The sequence below is a fragment of the Enterobacter sp. ZOR0014 genome (assembly GCF_000798855.1).
GTDB lineage: Bacteria > Pseudomonadota > Gammaproteobacteria > Enterobacterales > Enterobacteriaceae > Enterobacter > Enterobacter kobei.
Genome location: NZ_JTLF01000231.1, coordinates 1 through 17,117 on the forward strand (window position 1 = coordinate 1; position 17,117 = coordinate 17,117).

General features: G+C 48.7%; 17 protein-coding genes, 1 other RNA gene and 1 pseudogene. 11 read left to right on the forward strand and 8 right to left on the reverse strand.

The window, feature by feature from the left end; all coding sequences use genetic code 11:
• From L977_RS24735 to L977_RS11905, 3 genes and pseudogenes are all read left to right on the forward strand, one after another.
• Positions 1-306 (forward strand): annotated as a pseudogene (locus tag L977_RS24735) (hypothetical protein); the annotation flags it as partial.
• 286 nt (positions 307-592) lie between these two features.
• Entirely contained in the window at positions 593-2,335 is a 1,743-nt protein-coding gene (locus tag L977_RS11900; RefSeq protein ID WP_047625811.1) for an AIPR family protein, read from the forward strand.
• A gap of 112 nt (positions 2,336-2,447) precedes the next feature.
• Positions 2,448-4,142 (forward strand): hypothetical protein, encoded by a 1,695-nt coding sequence (locus L977_RS11905; RefSeq protein WP_047625812.1) that lies wholly within the window; start codon positions 2,448-2,450, stop codon positions 4,140-4,142.
• On the opposite strand, the gene L977_RS11910 is transcribed toward L977_RS11905, so the two are convergent.
• From L977_RS11910 to smpB, 3 genes are all read right to left on the reverse strand, one after another.
• On the reverse strand, positions 4,128-5,321 hold the full coding sequence (locus L977_RS11910; protein WP_047625813.1) for an integrase domain-containing protein: 1,194 nt from the start codon (positions 5,319-5,321) through the stop codon (positions 4,128-4,130). The two genes, L977_RS11905 and L977_RS11910, sit on opposite strands and share 15 nt — an antisense overlap.
• Before the next feature lie 205 nt (positions 5,322-5,526).
• Positions 5,527-5,890, reverse strand: a transfer-messenger RNA (tmRNA) gene (gene ssrA, locus L977_RS23805).
• 89 nt (positions 5,891-5,979) lie between these two features.
• On the reverse strand, positions 5,980-6,462 hold the full coding sequence (gene smpB / locus L977_RS11915) for an SsrA-binding protein SmpB (protein ID WP_008502505.1): 483 nt from the start codon (positions 6,460-6,462) through the stop codon (positions 5,980-5,982).
• Between the two features lie 156 nt (positions 6,463-6,618).
• Between smpB and L977_RS11920 the strand changes: the two genes are divergently transcribed.
• Both L977_RS11920 and L977_RS11925 read left to right on the forward strand, forming a co-directional pair.
• Positions 6,619-7,056 (forward strand): type II toxin-antitoxin system RatA family toxin, encoded by a 438-nt coding sequence (locus tag L977_RS11920; protein ID WP_014832955.1) that lies wholly within the window; start codon positions 6,619-6,621, stop codon positions 7,054-7,056.
• Complete coding sequence (locus L977_RS11925; RefSeq protein WP_014884884.1) at positions 7,046-7,333, forward strand: RnfH family protein; 288 nt, start codon at positions 7,046-7,048, stop codon at positions 7,331-7,333. Before L977_RS11920 ends, L977_RS11925 begins: the two co-directional genes overlap by 11 nt.
• Positions 7,334-7,441: 108 nt before the next feature.
• Here the strand turns inward: L977_RS11925 and bamE are convergent, their stop codons facing one another.
• The 3 genes from bamE to nadK form a co-directional block, all read right to left on the reverse strand.
• Positions 7,442-7,780, reverse strand: a complete 339-nt coding sequence (bamE, locus tag L977_RS11930) for an outer membrane protein assembly factor BamE (protein ID WP_014884883.1) — start codon at positions 7,778-7,780, stop codon at positions 7,442-7,444.
• Positions 7,781-7,918: 138 nt separating this feature from the next.
• The gene (gene recN / locus L977_RS11935) at positions 7,919-9,580 is read right to left on the reverse strand and encodes a DNA repair protein RecN (RefSeq protein WP_014884882.1); all 1,662 of its coding nucleotides are present in this window, start codon (positions 9,578-9,580) and stop codon (positions 7,919-7,921) included.
• Between the two features lie 85 nt (positions 9,581-9,665).
• Positions 9,666-10,544 (reverse strand): NAD(+) kinase, encoded by an 879-nt coding sequence (gene nadK / locus L977_RS11940; RefSeq protein WP_008502500.1) that lies wholly within the window; start codon positions 10,542-10,544, stop codon positions 9,666-9,668.
• Positions 10,545-10,666: 122 nt separating this feature from the next.
• Here nadK and grpE point away from each other — a divergent pair, with 122 nt between their 5' ends.
• On the forward strand, positions 10,667-11,260 hold the full coding sequence (gene grpE / locus L977_RS11945) for a nucleotide exchange factor GrpE (RefSeq protein ID WP_014884881.1): 594 nt from the start codon (positions 10,667-10,669) through the stop codon (positions 11,258-11,260).
• Positions 11,261-11,311: 51 nt separating this feature from the next.
• Here grpE and L977_RS11950 read toward each other — a convergent pair whose 3' ends face one another.
• Positions 11,312-12,598, reverse strand: coding sequence for an HlyC/CorC family transporter (locus L977_RS11950; RefSeq protein WP_032629440.1), 1,287 nt, complete (start codon positions 12,596-12,598; stop codon positions 11,312-11,314).
• An 18-nt stretch (positions 12,599-12,616) separates the two neighbouring features.
• A complete protein-coding gene (locus tag L977_RS11955) occupies positions 12,617-13,408 on the reverse strand; it encodes a cytochrome C assembly family protein (protein WP_014884879.1) in 792 nt (263 codons plus the stop codon).
• 166 nt (positions 13,409-13,574) lie between these two features.
• Between L977_RS11955 and ffh the strand changes: the two genes are divergently transcribed.
• The 5 genes from ffh (at position 13,575) to rplS (ending at position 17,046) form a co-directional block, all read left to right on the forward strand.
• A complete protein-coding gene (ffh, locus tag L977_RS11960) occupies positions 13,575-14,936 on the forward strand; it encodes a signal recognition particle protein (RefSeq protein WP_014884878.1) in 1,362 nt (453 codons plus the stop codon).
• 116 nt (positions 14,937-15,052) lie between these two features.
• Positions 15,053-15,301: a 30S ribosomal protein S16 gene (gene rpsP / locus L977_RS11965; RefSeq protein ID WP_003863133.1), complete on the forward strand. Its 249-nt coding sequence runs from the start codon at positions 15,053-15,055 to the stop codon at positions 15,299-15,301.
• Positions 15,302-15,316: 15 nt separating this feature from the next.
• Positions 15,317-15,856 (forward strand): ribosome maturation factor RimM, encoded by a 540-nt coding sequence (gene rimM / locus L977_RS11970; RefSeq protein ID WP_003863136.1) that lies wholly within the window; start codon positions 15,317-15,319, stop codon positions 15,854-15,856.
• Between the two features lie 31 nt (positions 15,857-15,887).
• Positions 15,888-16,655, forward strand: coding sequence for a tRNA (guanosine(37)-N1)-methyltransferase TrmD (gene trmD / locus L977_RS11975; protein WP_014884877.1), 768 nt, complete (start codon positions 15,888-15,890; stop codon positions 16,653-16,655).
• Between the two features lie 43 nt (positions 16,656-16,698).
• Positions 16,699-17,046, forward strand: a complete 348-nt coding sequence (rplS, locus tag L977_RS11980; RefSeq protein WP_002914145.1) for a 50S ribosomal protein L19 — start codon at positions 16,699-16,701, stop codon at positions 17,044-17,046.
• Positions 17,047-17,117 lie beyond the last annotated feature (71 nt).

The window sequence follows — 17,117 nt, forward strand, 5'->3', positions numbered from 1 at the left end:
GGCATCACAGAGGAGCGTATCGATGAGCTTTTACGGGACTTTTTTATTTTCCACGGTGCCGAATTGAGCAGCCTGCTCAGGATGAAGTACAGACAATTTGAGCTGAATAGCTCAGCGCATATATCGGGCATTATTGAAGGTACGAATGATGCAGATACGCTGTATCGTGAATTTATCCTGAATCTAATGCTGAAATGGACTAATGATATATTGCCGCTGAGATTCCGGGACGACGTGATGAGCCTGACCGGTTCAGCACCGGTATCAGGATCACATGACGACAGAAAAAAAAGAAAGCTATTCTGACCTGAACAGAAAAGCTCACTCAAGCCCGGCCAGTGCCGGGTTTTTTGATGTCTGTAGCCTGAGTGAATGTCTATACTGCATGAAATCGCATGACTTTATGCACTTGCATTTTTACTTCCCAGACCAGATAAGGCGCGGTTTAGAGCCTATCATGCAACTGCATGAAAACCACTCCCTAAAGCGGGCAGGCGTGGCGGGGCTACGAGCGCGCGCTAACGCAGAAAATGCAGTTGAACGTATAAGATGTAAGCGTTAATCTCAAGTTTTAATCAACTAAGGAATGAGCATGAGTACATGGATACAAGCCTATGAAAACAGAGAGGATCTGAAGTCTTATGGTGATAATGGATTAGCTTTATTTGCATTAGCGCTGCACTTTCGAATAGATGATATTGATGGTGTTGCTGCTGATTCCATTACAGATGGCCATGATGACAAAAAATGTGACTTGGTTTATATCAATGAAGAGGAGGAATTTGCCGTCCTTGCTCAATGTTACTTTTCAGGAAAGGATAGACAAGAAGCTCCAGCAAACAAAGCTAGTGACCTTAATATTGCTTTAGCATGGCTTTTGCAAAGAGACTTAAAGGAAGTACCAGAAAGAATAAACTCCTCAGCAAAACAGATTAGGGATCTAATCAGGCAGTCTAAAATAAAAACATTATATGTATGGTACGTTCACAACTTGCCGCTATCTAAAAATGTTGGTCAGGAGTTGGTTACTGTTCAGCAAACAGCAAACACCATTTTACAGCATGATTTCAAAGATGCGAAAGTTCAAGTACATGCGGTTGAAGTTGGAGCTGAGAAATTTACTGAGTGGTACAGCGAATCTCTTTCACCTATATTGGTTGATGAAACTTTTAACATAAAAGTCGTCGATGGAGGTTATGAAATTAATGGTGGGGAGTGGATTTCATTTTGTACCACTATTCAGGGTAAGGATTTAGCTAGAGCTTATAAAAAACATAAGTTAAATATTTTTTCTGCGAACGTAAGAGATTATCTAGGCTCAAGGTCAACTGATTCTAATATTAATAATGGGATAAGAAATAGCGCTGAAAAATCAGCAGGTAATTTTTGGGCGTTTAATAATGGTGTTACAATCCTGGTTCATGATTATAGCTATAATGAAAAAATTAAGAATCTAGAAGTGAGGGGCATGTCAATTGTCAATGGCGCACAAACAACTGGCGCTCTTGGATCTTTGTCTCGCTTACCAGCTGAAAATGTTAAAGTACAAGCAAGGTTCATAAAAGTTAAAGATGGAGATGCTGACTTAATTCAAAACATTATCCAGTATAACAATAGTCAAAATAAAGTTGAGGCATCCGATTTTAGAAGCACAGATAAAATTCAAAAACGTTTGAAAGTGGAATTTGCATCTATTCCCGATGCTGAGTATGAAGGAGGGCGCAGAGGTAGTGCTGAAAGTGTTATACGTAGAAAGCCAAACCTTTTACCGTCATACACAGTTGGACAAGCTCTAATGAGTTTTCATGGAGAGCCTACGATAGCGTATAATCAACGCTCGGCTATTTGGACAAATGATTCATATTATTCAAAAATATTTAATGACAGTACAAAAGCGTCTCATATCATTTGTGCTTTTTCATTAATGAAATGTATAGTCAACAAAAAAATCAATCTGGGTAAAAAAGATGTGTTATCTAGAAATGATTTGGCTCAATTAGAATATCTCAGATTCAGAGGTGCGATCCCTTTACTTTGTTCTGCAATAACAGAATGTCTTGAAAGTTTCTTAGGGAGACCTGTTCCTGATTTGTTTAGAGTTTCTTTTGGTCATGATGTTTCCCCATCAAATGCTGAGAAAATTTGGGAGCCAATTGTAGATATTTGTTTGGCTTTGAGTAATCAACTTTTACCTGCACTAATTGATGGTGGTCTAAAGAGCCCCACAAAGGTTAGGGAGTGTATATCTAATTTCTCACAGTTAATTGCCGCAACAGCACAGATGAATCGTCCTGTTTATGAATTGTTTGAGAAGAATTTAAAACCTGCATTTTGAGATTGAAGGCCTCGAGGAAGGCCTTCTTGACCAAAGAAAGGACTTAGTATTATAGCTATAAATTTGATGTTAAATATTTCAGGTGGGTTTTTAATTTAAAAATGGAGGGGGAATGTTTCAGATTTCAAGTGGGTGTTTTTTTGAAGAGAATAAAATAGAAAAACATGAAGGTACTTTTGTTTTTTACTCTAACGTAGATATTAATTATCTTCTTGAAAGTGATTTGCCAGAGTTTAAAGTTAAGAAAATAGATGGTGGCGGTATCAATTGCTATCTGGTTGACTATGTCCTATTAACTGAAAAGCCAGATAAAATTGAGGCAGGAGTGGTAATAAGGGCAGGTGATCAAGATTATATGGAACAATTTATACAGCTATGGGAATTTTACTTTGATTGTGTGGCAAGGCCAGAAAAAGAAACAGTAAAGCAAATATGTGCTCAATTAAATTTTAGGAAAAATCGCACAAAAATAGCACTTGAGATTGCTCCTTATCTCGTTGAGATTGATAGACGTATATCACATGAAACCGCAATGGGTTTTAGCCGTTTTGTCAATGATGTTGTGGGTATAGATCGCGCAAGTTATAAATCCGTTATTTCCGCATTAAAAATTATTAGCGATACGAAAGAATCATTGTCCACCAATTTTGATTTAACATACTCAATGCTTGTATATGCACTTGAGTCATTGTCACAAAGAGGTGACGGATATGAATCTACATGGCAAGACTACGATCAAACAATTAGGAGTAAGTTGGATGAGATATTCTTAGATTTATCTCCATCTGTTTCAGATGAAATAAAAAGTGCTTTAATTGATGGAAAGCAATTTAAGCTTCTTAAGCGATTTAAATCTTTTATTATCAATAATCTAAATGACGAGTTTTTTTACGAGTCAAATAGATTTCCAATACGCAGAAGTTTTCTTGAGAAAGCCTTGGATAATTTGTATAAAATGAGGTCTTCATTCGTTCATGAACTAAAACCTCTTGATGTAATGATTTCTCAAACCCACAATCCAGTAGCTGATTGCCTGATTCGTTTTGGAGAGCCCTATTTCACCTATTCAGGGTTGCTCAGATTACTCAGACATCTTATTTTACATTATTGTAAAAATAACCAAAGTCAAGGTGAAGAAAAGGTTAATTGGGTTATGGAAACCTCGAGCATCTTAATCGGTGAAATGTCTCCGGAATATTGGATGTGGAATCCAGACTCCTTTACGGCAAGATCTGTTTCAAAATGGTTTGTTGAATATCTCGAGATGCTTAATAAAAATCAAGTGGTTGATTTGTCGAAAATTATGAAAAAAATCGAAAACATCTTTGATGGCTCACAAAAGCAATACAAAAGTGGTCTTATTAGTTTTTATTATTTGTATAATTTAATACATTCAAAAAATGATACTGATTGGATCGCTTTCGCAAGTAAAAGAGATAGTTTTATAAAAGTAGATATGTACTGGTATGCATCTTGTGCCTATTTATATAATTCTTTCAATAATCAAGCAAATATAACAATAAATAAAAATGATTTGAAAGACTTCTCTATCTGTTATGAAATTTATAATAGTAAAAAATTCCAAAAAAATGTAATCAATCTACCAGCGATGACAGAAGCTTTTTTACTCATTTTAGCTGCAAACTCATATTTCAAGAGTGGGATGTATGAAAATTATAAATTCAAGGTAAAGCTAGCCCTTTCAGAAATATCACATAATGTGAAAGTTTTTTCCTATGTTAAAGGGCGTTTAGAAAATTCACAATTGGTTGAAGTGGCCGAATGTTTTAGATTATATCGGGAGTAGAGGGATATTACCCTCACTCCTTACTTGCAAACCCCACCATTCCATCAGTTCTATTCGTTGTTGCAAATATGTGGAGCGGTTATATGCTCGTCTTACTTCATCTTTGTCAATATGTGATAATGCTGCTTCAATAATATCTGAGTTGAATCCTACTTCATTCATCGCTGTGCTCGCTATAGAGCGCAGACCTTGGGCAACTAGTTTCCCACTATAACCAATACGCTTAAGAGCCGCGTTAGCTGTCTGGCTATTCATCGGCCTATTAGGATTATTTCTACTAGGAAAAATATGCACGCGATTGCCACTAATTTTTTTCATTATTTCCAGAATCTCTATAGCCTGAATTGACAATGGAACAATATGCTCACGTTTGGCTTTCATCCGTTCTGCTGGGATAGACCAAAGCTTCCTATCGAGATCTATTTCAGCCCATTCTGCACCACAGGCCTCTGAAGGACGAACAAGAGTTAGTAGTTGCCATTCGATAAGACATCGGGTTGAAACGGATAGATTCGACATAATCAAAGAATGCATAAGCTTCGGTAGTTCTTCTGGTCTAAGTGTTGGCATGTTTTGCTTTTTTGGTTTTTCAAAAGCCATACCAATACCTGATGCCGGATTAGCATCAATAAGGCCGGTATTTATAGCGTAAATCATTATCTCGTTAATGCGCTGTACCAGACGACGGACGGTCTCAAGAGCACCACGTGCTTTGATTGGTTCAAGTGCTTCAACTAATCTTCGGGCTTTGATTTGCTGCACGGGGATCTCACCGATGGCAGGAAAAATGTCTTTTTCCAATGAGCGCCAAATGTCTTTTGCGTAATCGGGGGTTACGCTTTTGCTTTTGAGCTGAAACCAGTTTGCAGCCACAATCGAAAAAATACTGTCCATAGCAATTTGCTGCTCTTTCTCTGCTGCTTCAGCTTGGATTTGAGGGTCGATTCCGTTGGCTAATAAGGCAAGATAGTCAGCTCTTAACCCTCGGGCATCAGCAAGCGAAAGTGCAGGGAAGGCACCGAGCCCTATCATTGTTCGCTGTTTTATTGCCGGGCGTTGATAACGGAAACGCCAGAGCTTTTTCCCGCTGGTTTTCACTATCAGGAAAAGCCCATCACCATCATGCAGCGTTAGATCCTTCTCTAACACTTTAACGCGGAGAGCAGCGGCGTTGGTCACGAGCGTACCACAATGACCGCACCTTCATTAAATGGTAAACGCTTTAAGGATACATCGTGCGGTATACCTAAACGTATCCAATAATCATCAGATTTAGCCGGATTACCCTGTGCAATGAACAGGCACAAAAAAGCCCGCAGGGCTTGCGCCGTGCGGGCTTTCAGGACTTCATCGGATGACTCTGGTAATCACCGATGGAGAATTTTGGTGGAGCTGGCGGGAGTTGAACCCGCGTCCGAAATTTCTACATCCTCGGTACTACATGCTTAGTTTGTCTTTACATTCGCACGCCAGCTGCGGACAGACACGCCACTAACGAACTAGCCTGATTAGTTTTAACGCTTCAACCCCAGGCAGGGCTTCCACGCGATCTCTTTTGGGTTTGACCTCTCTTTGATCCCCGTCTTAAGAGCGGAAGCTAGGGAGAGAGGGCTCAGAGCAGGTTATTAAGCTGCTAAAGCGTAGTTTTCGTCGTTTGCGACTATTTTTTTGCGGCTTTTAACGAGGCAAACCGCCCCTCGGCATGCACCTTGGGTTTCGCAAATCCCGTCGAATCCAGAATCAGCCCCAATAGTGTTGAACTGAGTATACCAGATTTCACTTCCTGGATACCAGCCCGGAACGCTAACTTATTGAATAGTACAATAAGTGTGCAGAATCAACGTCCTGCGTTTTTCATGATGCGCGCTTTATCAAGCTGCCACTCGCGCTCTTTCAGGTCAGTACGTTTGTCGTGCTGCTTTTTACCCTTCGCAACGCCAACCTTCACCTTGCACCAGGCGTTTTTCCAGTACAGCGACAGGGCGACCACGGTGAAACCTTCGCGGTTGATGCGTCCGTAGAGAGATTCCAGCTCACGCTTGTTTAGCAGCAGCTTACGGGTGCGCGTTGGGTCACACACATAGTGTGACGAGGCGACGGTCAGCGGCGTAAAGTTCGCACCGAACAGGAAAGCTTCGCCATCTTTCAGGATCACGTAGCTGTCGCCGATATTGGCTTTCCCGGCGCGCAGCGATTTTACTTCCCAGCCCTGCAACGCAAGGCCAGCTTCGAATTCTTCTTCAATGAAATACTCGTGGCGCGCACGCTTGTTGAGCGCAATGGTCGCCGAGCCTGGTTTATGTGCTTTTTTCTTCGTCATAAGTGTCGTAAAGCCGTCGGTAATCTGATTTCAAAAAGTCACCTCATTGCGTCCTGTGAGGTCTAACGCGCTATCTTAGCACGAGATGAGGCTTAGCGTTTTTTTAACAGGTGATAAATGTTATTATTTGTCCGTTGTGTGACCATGGAAAATGCTATGCCTCAGATTAGCCGTACTGCGCTTGTGCCTTACAGCGCGGAACAGATGTATCAGTTAGTGAACGATGTTCAGTCTTACCCAGAATTTATTCCGGGGTGTACCGGAAGCCGCGTTCTGGAGTCTGGCCCGACGCAGATGACCGCGGCGGTGGATGTCTCCAAAGCGGGGATCAGCAAGACGTTCACCACCCGTAATACGCTGACCAGCAATCAGAGTATTTTGATGCATCTGGTCGATGGTCCGTTTAAAACGCTGATGGGGGGCTGGAAGTTTACCCCACTGAGCGCGGACGCCTGCCGTATTGAGTTCCATCTGGACTTTGAGTTTACCAATAAGCTGATTGAGCTGGCGTTTGGCCGCATCTTTAAAGAGCTGGCCTCGAATATGGTTCAGGCATTCACGACCCGCGCCAAAGAGGTTTACAGTGTCGCATAAGATTGCTGTGGAAGTGGTGTACGCGCTGCCAGAGAAACAGTATTTGCAGCGCGTGACGCTGGACGAGGGCGCGACCGTAGAAGCGGCTATCCGCGCGTCCGGCATCCTCGAGCTTCGCAGTGATATCGACCTGGCGAAAAATAAGGTCGGTATTTACAGCCGTCCGGTGAAGCTGGGTGATGTGCTGAAAGAGGGCGATCGGGTGGAGATTTATCGTCCGCTGATTGCCGACCCGAAAGAGCTGCGTCGCCAGCGTGCCGAGAAGGCGAGTAAGTAGCGCTTTCTCCCCCGGTGGCGCTGCGCTTACCGGGGCTACGACTCTGCGTAAGAATTCAGATACAAAAAAGGTGCTCATTGAGCACCTTTTTGCATTTCTGACGCCTGATTATTTGGTCAGGGCAGGTTTGTTGTCGATGTTGGTCAACACACCGGCGCTGCTGAAAGTCAGCGTCAGGGTCTGCTGGGTCACATCTTCATGGCCTGGCTGCTGACGGAATACATAGAACCAGGTGTTAGTGCCGAACGGATCGGACATCATCGGGGTTCCCAGTGCATAAGCGACCTGCTGTTGTGTCATCCCCACACGGATTTTGGACACATCGTTAGGGGTAAGGTAGTTCCCCTGGTTGATGTCAGGACGGTAAACCACTTTCTCCAGAGTGGAACAGCCTGCGGTCAACATCAGAAGAACCGCTGCGGCAGCGGTCAGCATTTTACAACGCATAGTGATTTGATTCCTTTTCGGGCCCGAGCAGAACGCGGCTCATATGTAATATGCCGATGATAATAGACCTTGCCCCACTTTGAAACCGGTCTGGCGGCGTTTTTGTTGTTCTCTATGACCCTGAGATCCCGAAAAAGTTTATGCCGCCAGCAGTTCTTTCGCGTTCGCGAGCGTATTACGCGTGACTTCACTGCCGCCGAGCAGGCGTGCCAGCTCCTGCAGACGTGCACGTTTATCGAGCGGCATCATGTGCGTTTCCGTCATTTCGCCATCGGTTTCTTTGCTGACAATAAAGTGATGATGACCACAGCCCGCAACCTGCGGCAGGTGAGTGACGCACATCACCTGCGTTGATTCGCCTAACTGACGCAGCAGTTTGCCGACAACCGCCGCCGTTGGACCGCTGATCCCGACATCCACCTCATCGAAAATCAGCGCCGGGGTTTCCATTTTACGCGCGGTAATAACCTGAATCGCCAGCGCAATACGCGACAGCTCGCCGCCGGAGGCGACTTTGGAGATAGCCTGTAGCGGTTGGCCCGGGTTGGTGGTGACACGGAACTCAATACGATCCGCACCTTCCGCCGTCAGGTGATGCTCTTCAAAGCGAACATCAATGGTGAACACACCATGCGGCATTGCCAGCGTATGCATGCTGTCGGTGATGTGCTGGCTGAGTTCCTGAGCGTAATGCTGACGGATTTCATGCAGCTTTTGCGCTGTGGCCAGCGCCTGTTCATGATGCAGGTTCACCGCCAGAGAAAGGGTTTCCTGCGAGTCAGCCTGATCGTCAAGCTGCTGCTGCTCTTCCAGCAGAGCCTGATAGTAGCCCGGCAGCTCTTCCGGCGTAACATGGTGCTTACGCGCCAGGGCAATCTGACGGGAGATGCGCTGTTCCAGTTCAAACAGACGGTTCGGGTCGAGATCCAGACGCTCACAGTAGTGGCGCAGTTCGTCACTGGCTTCTGAGATTTGAATCGCAGCCTCTTCCAGCATATCCAGTACGCCAGAGAGTTTGCTGTCCATGCCTGCCAGCTCGGTGATTAGCTGACGAACGCTATAGAGCTGGCTCTGCAGGTTCGCGTCTTCGCCATCAGCGAGCATATTGAGCGCATTCTGGCTGGTTGAGAGCAGGTGGCCACTGTTGGCGAGGCGCTTGTACTCCTCGTCGATTTGCTCAAACTCACCCGCCTGCGGATTGAATTCGTTCAGTTCCTTAAGCTGGTACGCCAGCAGCTCCGCACGCGCGGCGCGCTCCTGGCTTTGCTGCTGATGCTGAGCCAGCTCCCGGCAGCTCTGATGCCACAGACGGTAGTGTTCAGCCATGAGCTGAGTAAGTGCGTACTCACCCGCATAGCCATCAAGCAATGCTTTCTGCTGTTCTGGTTTGACTAACTGCTGATGCGCGTGCTGACCGTGGATCTGAATAAGCAGCTGGCCGAGTTCGCGAAGCTGAGAGAGGGGGACCGCCGTGCCGTTGATAAAACCACGGGAACGGCCGTCGCTGCTGATCACGCGGCGAAGTAAACACTCACGCCCATCTTCAAGCTGGTTCTGTTCGAGCCAGCGCTGGGCGGCAGGCGTGTCTTTCAGGGAGAAGCGGGCGCACAGGTCGGCGCGGTTTGCGCCCCTGCGCACCATGTCTCCCTCGGCGCGGCCGCCAAGGCACAAGCCGAGGGCATCAATGGCAATGGATTTACCCGCACCGGTTTCCCCGGTGATCGCCGTCATGCCGCTGTGGAAATCGATCTCAAGCTCACGAACTATGGCAAAGTTGCTGATGGTCAGTTGTGCCAGCATAATTGTTTTCCTGTATGAAAAACCATGACTGTGTTTTCATACAGTATAAACTGGTTTTTTATACAGTAAAGTCCTGGATGTAAAATCAGAACAATTTTTTTGACCAGCCGAGCTTCGAGCTTAATGTGTTGAAATAGCTGTAATCTTTCGGGTGAATCAGGTTCAGGTGGTAATCGCATCGGCGAATGAGAACATCTTCACCTTCCTGGATCGGCAGCGCAATCTGGCTGTCGCAGCTGATCTCCAGGTCGTTACGGCGGTGTGAGAAGCGCAGACGTATCGTGCTGTCACCGTTGATGACCAACGGGCGGGCGGAGAGCGTGTGCGGGAACATTGGCACCAGGGTAATGGCATCCAGCGAGGGCGTCAGAATGGGGCCACCCGCAGAAAGTGAGTAGGCGGTTGAGCCGGTTGGAGTGGAGATAATCAGCCCGTCAGAGCGCTGCGAGAAGGCAAAGATTTCGTCGATATAGACTTCGAACTCAATCATATGCGCCACTTTACCGGGGTGAAGTACGACCTCGTTAATCGCGGTGCTGATGCGCTTCTGGCAGTCCTGCTGGCACACCTGCGCTTCCAGTAAGAAGCGCTTTTCGCTGATATAGTGACCTTCCAGCACGTCAGCCAGTTGCTGTTGCGCGTTGTCCGGGTCGAGATCGGTTAAAAAGCCGAGATTGCCTCGGTTGATGCCGATAACCTTGATATCATAGCGCGCCAGCGTGCGTGCGGCACCGAGCATGTTTCCGTCACCGCCCACCACCACGGCGAGATCGGCCTGTTGACCAATCTCTGCCAGGGTGCCGGTTTTGACGCTCTTGAGCTGCAGCTCCTGTGCAATCTGCTGCTCGACCATCACTTCATAGCCTTTGCTACACAACCAGCGATACAACATTTCATGTGTCGTCAATGCGGTAGGGTGACGCGGATGCCCGACGATCCCAATACACCTGAAATGATTATTCATTTTCTGGAGGTCCTTGTGCCTGATGAATGATGACAATCTCTCTTGTTCCCTTGAATCCAGGAAACTGATCCCCATAATAAGCGAAGTTAGCGAGATGAATGCAGAAAAACGCGGAGAAATTCATGAGTAGTAAAGAACAGAAAACGCCTGAGGGGCAAGCCCCTGAAGAAATTATCACGGAACAGCACGATGAAGTTGAGGCAGTAGAGCCAGACGCATCTGCTGAGCAGGTGGACCCGCGCGATGAAAAAATTGCGAATCTGGAAGCCCAACTGGTAGAAGCACAGAATCGCGAACGCGAAAGTGTTCTGCGCATTAAGGCGGAAATGGAAAACCTGCGTCGTCGTACCGAGCAGGACGTTGAGAAGGCGCATAAATTCGCGCTGGAGAAATTCGTCAACGAACTGCTGCCGGTGATTGATAGCCTCGATCGCGCCCTGGAAGTGGCTGATAAAGCGAACCCGGACAATGCGGCGATGATCGAAGGTATCGAACTGACGCTGAAATCCATGCTCGACGTGGTGCGTAAGTTTGGCGTAGAAGTGATTGCCGATACCAACGTTCCGCTGGATCCAAACGTTCACCAGGCGATTGCGATGGTCGAATCTGAAGAGATTGAAGCCGGTAAAGTGCTGGGCGTGATGCAGAAAGGGTATACCCTGAACGGCCGTACCATTCGCGCTGCGATGGTGACCGTGGCGAAAGCGAAAGCGTAATTTGCTACCTGTAGTGCCGGGTGGCGGCGTTCGCCTTACCCGGCCTACATTTTATTCGGCAATACTTTCCCGAAGCGGCGTGACGGGCAGAACCTTCACCTGCTTAATCATATTGTCCTGCACGTCCAGGATATCAATATCGTACTGCTCAATGCGCACCCGCGTGCCTGCCGCCGGGATCTCCTCCAGCGCTTCCAGAATCATCCCGTTAATCGTACGCGCTTCATCTTCCGGCAAATGCCAGTTAAAGGCTTTATTGAGTTCGCGAATGTTCGCGCTCCCGTCAATCAGCACTGAACCGTCGTTTTGCGGGGTGACCTCTTCCGCGAGAGAAGGCGACATTGACGTAGTAAAGTCGCCGACTATCTCTTCCAGAATATCTTCGACCGTCACCAGTCCCTGAATGTCGCCGTATTCATTGACGACCAGGCCGACTTTTTTCTTGTTGCGCTGGAATTTAACCAGCTGCGTGCTGAGCGGCGTTCCTTCCGGCACATAGTAAATTTCGTCGGCGGCGCGCAGCATAACCTCTTTGGTGAACTCTTTTTTCTCGGTCATCAGACGATACGCTTCACGCACGCGCAGCATGCTGATGGCGTCATCCAGCGAGTCGCGATAGAGCACGATGCGCCCGTGCGGGGAGTGCGTCAGCTGGCGGACGATGGCTTTCCAGTCATCGTTGATGTCGATACCGACGATTTCGTTCCGCGGCACCATGATGTCGTTCACGCTCACTTTTTCCAGATCCAGCACCGACAGGAGCATGTCCTGATTGCGCCGGGAAATCTGCGTGCGGGATTCGTGCACGATGGTGCGCAGTTCCTCTTTGCTGAGCGCGCTGCTGATGGTGACATCGGCTTTGATGCCCACCATCCGCATCAGTACGCGCGTCACCATATTCAACAACCAGACCAGCGGCATCATCAGGATTTGCAGCGGCGCCAGCAGGAAGCTGCTCGGGTAGGCGACTTTCTCCGGGTAAAGCGCGGCGATGGTCTTAGGCAGCACTTCAGCAAACACCAGTACCACAAACGTCAGCACGCCGGTGGCGATAGCGACCCCGGCGTTGCCGTACAGGCGCATACCGACGATGGTGCCCAGAGCAGAGGCAAGAATATTGACGAGGTTGTTACCGATGAGCACCAGGCTTATCAGTTGATCCGGCTTGCGGAGCAGTTTTTCAACGCGACGTGCGGCACGGTTACCCTGCTTGGCACGATGACGTAACCGGTAGCGGTTTAAGGTCATCATGCCGGTTTCCGAGCCGGAGAAATAGGCGGAGATGACCACCATGACGATCAGGATAACGATCAGCGTGGTGGTAGAGATGTGTTCCAGGGGGAACTCCTTTGTTTCTTAGCCAGCAAATTGCTGTATGAAGCGGCTGCCAAAATAGGCAAGGGTGAGAATGCCCGCCCCCGCGACGTTGAACCAGACCACGCGGCGACCGCGCCAGCCTTCATGATAATGGCCCCATAACAGGACAATATAGACAAACCACGCGATGATGGAGAGCACCGCTTTATCGATATTCTCCACGCTGAACAGGTTCTTCATGTAGAACAGGCCTGTGCAGAGCGTGAGCGTCAGCAGCACCACCCCGACCTGGGTGATGTGGAACATCTTACGCTCAATGACCATCAACGGCGGCATTTCATGGTTAAACGCCAGCTTTTTGTTTTTCAACTGGTAGTCAATCCAGGCGAGCTGCATGGCGTAAAGCGCCGCGATGATCAACGTCGCGTAGGCAAACAGCGACAGGCCGATATGCACCAGCATCCCCGGGGTCGCTTCCAGATGCGTAATGAATTCATTGGGCATAAAGGTGGCTAAGGCCAGATTGATCAGCGCGAAGGTATAAACAATCGGTAGCAGCAGCCAGCCGCGATTTTTAGACGCCACGATGGTCATTACCGTACAGATCATCAAACTGACCAGCGAGCCGACGTTGAGGACGCTCAGGTTTTGCACGCTGCCGTCGCCCGGGATGATACGTGATTCCAGCGCAAACGCGTGGCTTATCAGTGCGATCACCGCGGAAAGAATAGCCATGCGCCGCCAGCCGCTGTTTTTTTGCAGCAGTCCGGGAACGATCAGCGCGAGGCTGACAGAGTAGGCAACAAGGGCGATCAGTGCGAAAACAGGCATATAGGCATCGACAGTTGTCTTAATAAGAAAGAGAAGCAGTATAACGTTACGTGACGCCTGCTCCAACCGTTGCATAACAACAAAGACGCCTTCATGTTATACTCCGGCAAAATTCTGTGTATGTGTCGCTCAATGCGGCCCAACGTTTCTACTCAGGCGAGAGACAATGTTTGATAATTTAACCGATCGTTTGTCGCGCACGCTGCGCAACATCAGCGGCCGCGGACGCCTTACTGAAGAGAACATCAAGGAAACGCTGCGCGAAGTGCGCATGGCGCTGCTGGAAGCAGACGTCGCGTTGCCGGTTGTTCGTGATTTTATCAACCGCGTTAAAGAGAAGGCGGTTGGTCATGAAGTTAACAAGAGCCTGACCCCGGGTCAGGAGTTCGTCAAAATCGTTCGTAACGAACTGGTTTCGGCGATGGGCGAAGAGAACCAGGTGCTTAACCTGGCGGCTCAGCCACCAGCCGTGGTGCTGATGGCGGGCCTGCAGGGGGCGGGTAAAACGACCAGCGTCGGTAAGCTGGGTAAATTCCTGCGTGAGAAGCACAAGAAAAAAGTGCTGGTGGTCTCTGCGGACGTCTATCGCCCGGCGGCGATCAAACAGCTGGAAACCCTGGCCGAGCAGGTTGGTGTGGATTTCTTCCCGTCAGACGTGGCCCAGAAGCCTGTCGACATCGTTAACGCCGCGCTGAAAGAGGCGAAGCTGAAATTCTACGACGTGCTGCTGGTGGATACCGCCGGTCGTCTGCACGTTGACGAAGCGATGATGGATGAGATCAAGCAGGTGCATGCCTCTATCAACCCGGTAGAGACCCTGTTTGTTGTCGACGCCATGACCGGTCAGGATGCGGCGAATACCGCGAAAGCGTTTAACGAAGCGCTGCCGTTAACCGGCGTGGTGCTGACCAAAGTGGACGGCGACGCCCGCGGCGGTGCGGCGCTCTCGATTCGCCATATCACCGGTAAGCCGATTAAATTCCTTGGCGTGGGCGAGAAAACCGAAGCGCTGGAGCCGTTCCACCCGGATCGTATTGCCTCCCGTATCCTCGGCATGGGCGACGTGCTGTCGCTGATTGAAGATATCGAGAGCAAGGTTGACCGTGCGCAGGCGGAAAAACTCGCCAGCAAGCTGAAAAAAGGCGACGGTTTCGATCTGACCGACTTCCTTGAGCAGTTGCGCCAGATGAAAAACATGGGCGGCATGGCCAGCCTGATGGGCAAACTGCCGGGCATGGGGCAGATCCCAGACAACGTGAAAGCGCAGATGGATGACAAAGTGCTGGTGCGTATGGAGGCGATCATCAACTCGATGACGTTGAAAGAACGCGCTAACCCGGACATCATCAAAGGTTCCCGCAAACGCCGTATCGCAGCCGGTTGCGGCATGCAGGTGCAGGACGTTAACCGCCTTCTGAAACAGTTCGACGACATGCAGCGCATGATGAAGAAAATGAAGAAAGGCGGCATGGCGAAGATGATGCGCGGGATGAAAGGCATGATGCCACCCGGCTTTCCTGGGCGATAATCGCTTTTGAGATTGCTTTTTGCCCGAAAATGAGTAAAATTTTCGGGCTTTTAATATGACACCCGGGCTCCGTTCCTCGATGGGGCCCGGTTGTTTTATTCACACAAGAGGATGTTATGGTAACTATTCGTTTAGCTCGTCACGGCGCTAAAAAGCGTCCGTTCTACCAGGTTGTTGTCACTGACAGCCGTAATGCACGCAACGGTCGCTTCATCGAGCGCGTTGGTTTCTTCAACCCACTGGCCGCTGGCGCAGAAGAAGAAACTCGTCTGGATCTGGATCGTATCGCTCACTGGGTTGGCCAGGGCGCTACTGTTTCCGATCGCGTTGCTACGCTGATCAAAGCAGCAAACAAAGCAGCTTAATCTGTCACGGTGGTCATGATGAGCAATAAAGCACCTGTTGAACCGATCGTATTGGGAAAAATGGGTTCTTGCTACGGTATCCGTGGTTGGCTCAGAGTGTTTTCCTCCACTGAAGACGCTGATAGCATTTTTGATTACCAGCCCTGGTTTATCCAGAAAGCCGGTAAGTGGGAAGAGGTCGAGCTGGAAAGCTGGCGTCACCACAATCAGGACATCATCATCAAGCTGAAAGGCATTGACGATCGTGATGCCGCGAATGCGCTGACTAATTGTGAAATTGTCGTGGATTCGTCGCAGTTGCCGCAGCTGGAAGAGGGCGACTACTACTGGAAAGACCTTATGGGTTGCCAGGTAGTCACTACCGAAGGCTATAGCCTGGGAAAAGTCATCGATATGATGGAAACCGGGTCAAATGACGTTCTCGTCATTAAGGCAAACCTGAAAGATGCATTTGGCATCAAGGAGCGGTTGGTCCCGTTCCTCGATGGACAGGTTATCAAGAAAGTCGATCTCACTACTCAAACCATTGAAGTAGATTGGGATCCTGGTTTTTAAATTCTCCGGATAAACGGTAAAAGACGGCGCTATGTGGATTGGCATAATTAGCCTGTTTCCTGAAATGTTCCGCGCGATTACCGATTACGGGGTAACTGGCCGGGCAGTAAAGAATGGCCTGCTGAGCATCCAGAGCTGGAGTCCTCGTGACTTCACGCATGACCGGCACCGTACCGTGGACGATCGTCCTTACGGCGGCGGACCGGGGATGTTGATGATGGTACAACCCTTGCGGGATGCCATTCACACAGCAAAAGCCGCGGCAGGTGAAGGCGCAAAGGTGATTTATCTGTCACCTCAGGGACGCAAGCTTGATCAAGCGGGCGTGAGCGAACTGGCGACGAATCAAAAGCTGATTCTAGTCTGTGGTCGCTACGAAGGGATAGATGAGCGCGTAATTCAAACCGAGATTGACGAAGAATGGTCTATCGGCGATTACGTTCTCAGCGGTGGTGAGTTACCAGCGATGACGCTGATTGACTCCGTTGCCCGGTTCATTCCGGGTGTACTGGGCCATGAAGCTTCGGCAACGGAAGATTCCTTTGCCGATGGGTTGCTGGACTGCCCACACTATACTCGTCCTGAAGTGTTAGAAGGGATGGAAGTCCCGGCGGTGTTACTGTCTGGAAACCATGCCGAGATACGTCGCTGGCGTTTGAAGCAGTCGCTGGGCCGAACCTGGCTTAGAAGACCTGAACTTCTGGAAAACCTGGCTCTGACTGAAGAGCAAGCAAAGTTGCTGGCCGAGTTCAAAACTGAACACGCGAACCAGCAGCATGAACATGATGGGAAGGCGTAATACGCTCCCGAATATCAGTTTACCCAGGATAAGAGATTAAATTATGAGCAACATTATTAAGCAACTTGAACAAGAGCAGATGAAGCAGGACGTACCTTCCTTCCGTCCAGGTGACACCGTGGAAGTGAAAGTATGGGTTGTTGAAGGTTCCAAAAAACGTCTGCAGGCATTCGAGGGCGTGGTTATCGCTATTCGTAACCGCGGTCTGCACTCTGCATTCACTGTTCGTAAAATTTCCAACGGCGAAGGCGTTGAGCGTGTCTTCCAGACTCACTCTCCGGTAGTTGACAGCATTGCTGTTAAACGTCGTGGTGCTGTACGTAAAGCTAAACTGTACTACCTGCGTGAGCGTACTGGTAAGTCTGCTCGTATTAAAGAGCGTCTGAACTAAGATTCGCTTAAGCGACATCCTGTTAGAAAGGGCTGGCCGAAAGGCCGGCCCTTTTTTTTATCGCATCGCAC

What these genes read in the sequence shown, in the direction of transcription:
- L977_RS11900 (WP_047625811.1), top strand. Translation starts at nt 593, where the DNA reads ATGAGTACATGGATACAAGCCTATGAAAACAGAGAGGATCTGAAGTCT.
- L977_RS11905 (WP_047625812.1), top strand. Translation starts at nt 2,448, where the DNA reads ATGTTTCAGATTTCAAGTGGGTGTTTTTTTGAAGAGAATAAAATAGAA.
- smpB (WP_008502505.1), bottom strand. Translation starts at nt 6,462, where the DNA reads ATGACGAAGAAAAAAGCACATAAACCAGGCTCGGCGACCATTGCGCTC.
- L977_RS11920 (WP_014832955.1), top strand. Translation starts at nt 6,619, where the DNA reads ATGCCTCAGATTAGCCGTACTGCGCTTGTGCCTTACAGCGCGGAACAG.
- bamE (WP_014884883.1), bottom strand. Translation starts at nt 7,780, where the DNA reads ATGCGTTGTAAAATGCTGACCGCTGCCGCAGCGGTTCTTCTGATGTTG.
- recN (WP_014884882.1), bottom strand. Translation starts at nt 9,580, where the DNA reads ATGCTGGCACAACTGACCATCAGCAACTTTGCCATAGTTCGTGAGCTT.
- nadK (WP_008502500.1), bottom strand. Translation starts at nt 10,544, where the DNA reads ATGAATAATCATTTCAGGTGTATTGGGATCGTCGGGCATCCGCGTCAC.
- grpE (WP_014884881.1), top strand. Translation starts at nt 10,667, where the DNA reads ATGAGTAGTAAAGAACAGAAAACGCCTGAGGGGCAAGCCCCTGAAGAA.
- L977_RS11955 (WP_014884879.1), bottom strand. Translation starts at nt 13,408, where the DNA reads ATGCCTGTTTTCGCACTGATCGCCCTTGTTGCCTACTCTGTCAGCCTC.
- ffh (WP_014884878.1), top strand. Translation starts at nt 13,575, where the DNA reads ATGTTTGATAATTTAACCGATCGTTTGTCGCGCACGCTGCGCAACATC.
- rpsP (WP_003863133.1), top strand. Translation starts at nt 15,053, where the DNA reads ATGGTAACTATTCGTTTAGCTCGTCACGGCGCTAAAAAGCGTCCGTTC.
- rimM (WP_003863136.1), top strand. Translation starts at nt 15,317, where the DNA reads ATGATGAGCAATAAAGCACCTGTTGAACCGATCGTATTGGGAAAAATG.
- trmD (WP_014884877.1), top strand. Translation starts at nt 15,888, where the DNA reads ATGTGGATTGGCATAATTAGCCTGTTTCCTGAAATGTTCCGCGCGATT.
- rplS (WP_002914145.1), top strand. Translation starts at nt 16,699, where the DNA reads ATGAGCAACATTATTAAGCAACTTGAACAAGAGCAGATGAAGCAGGAC.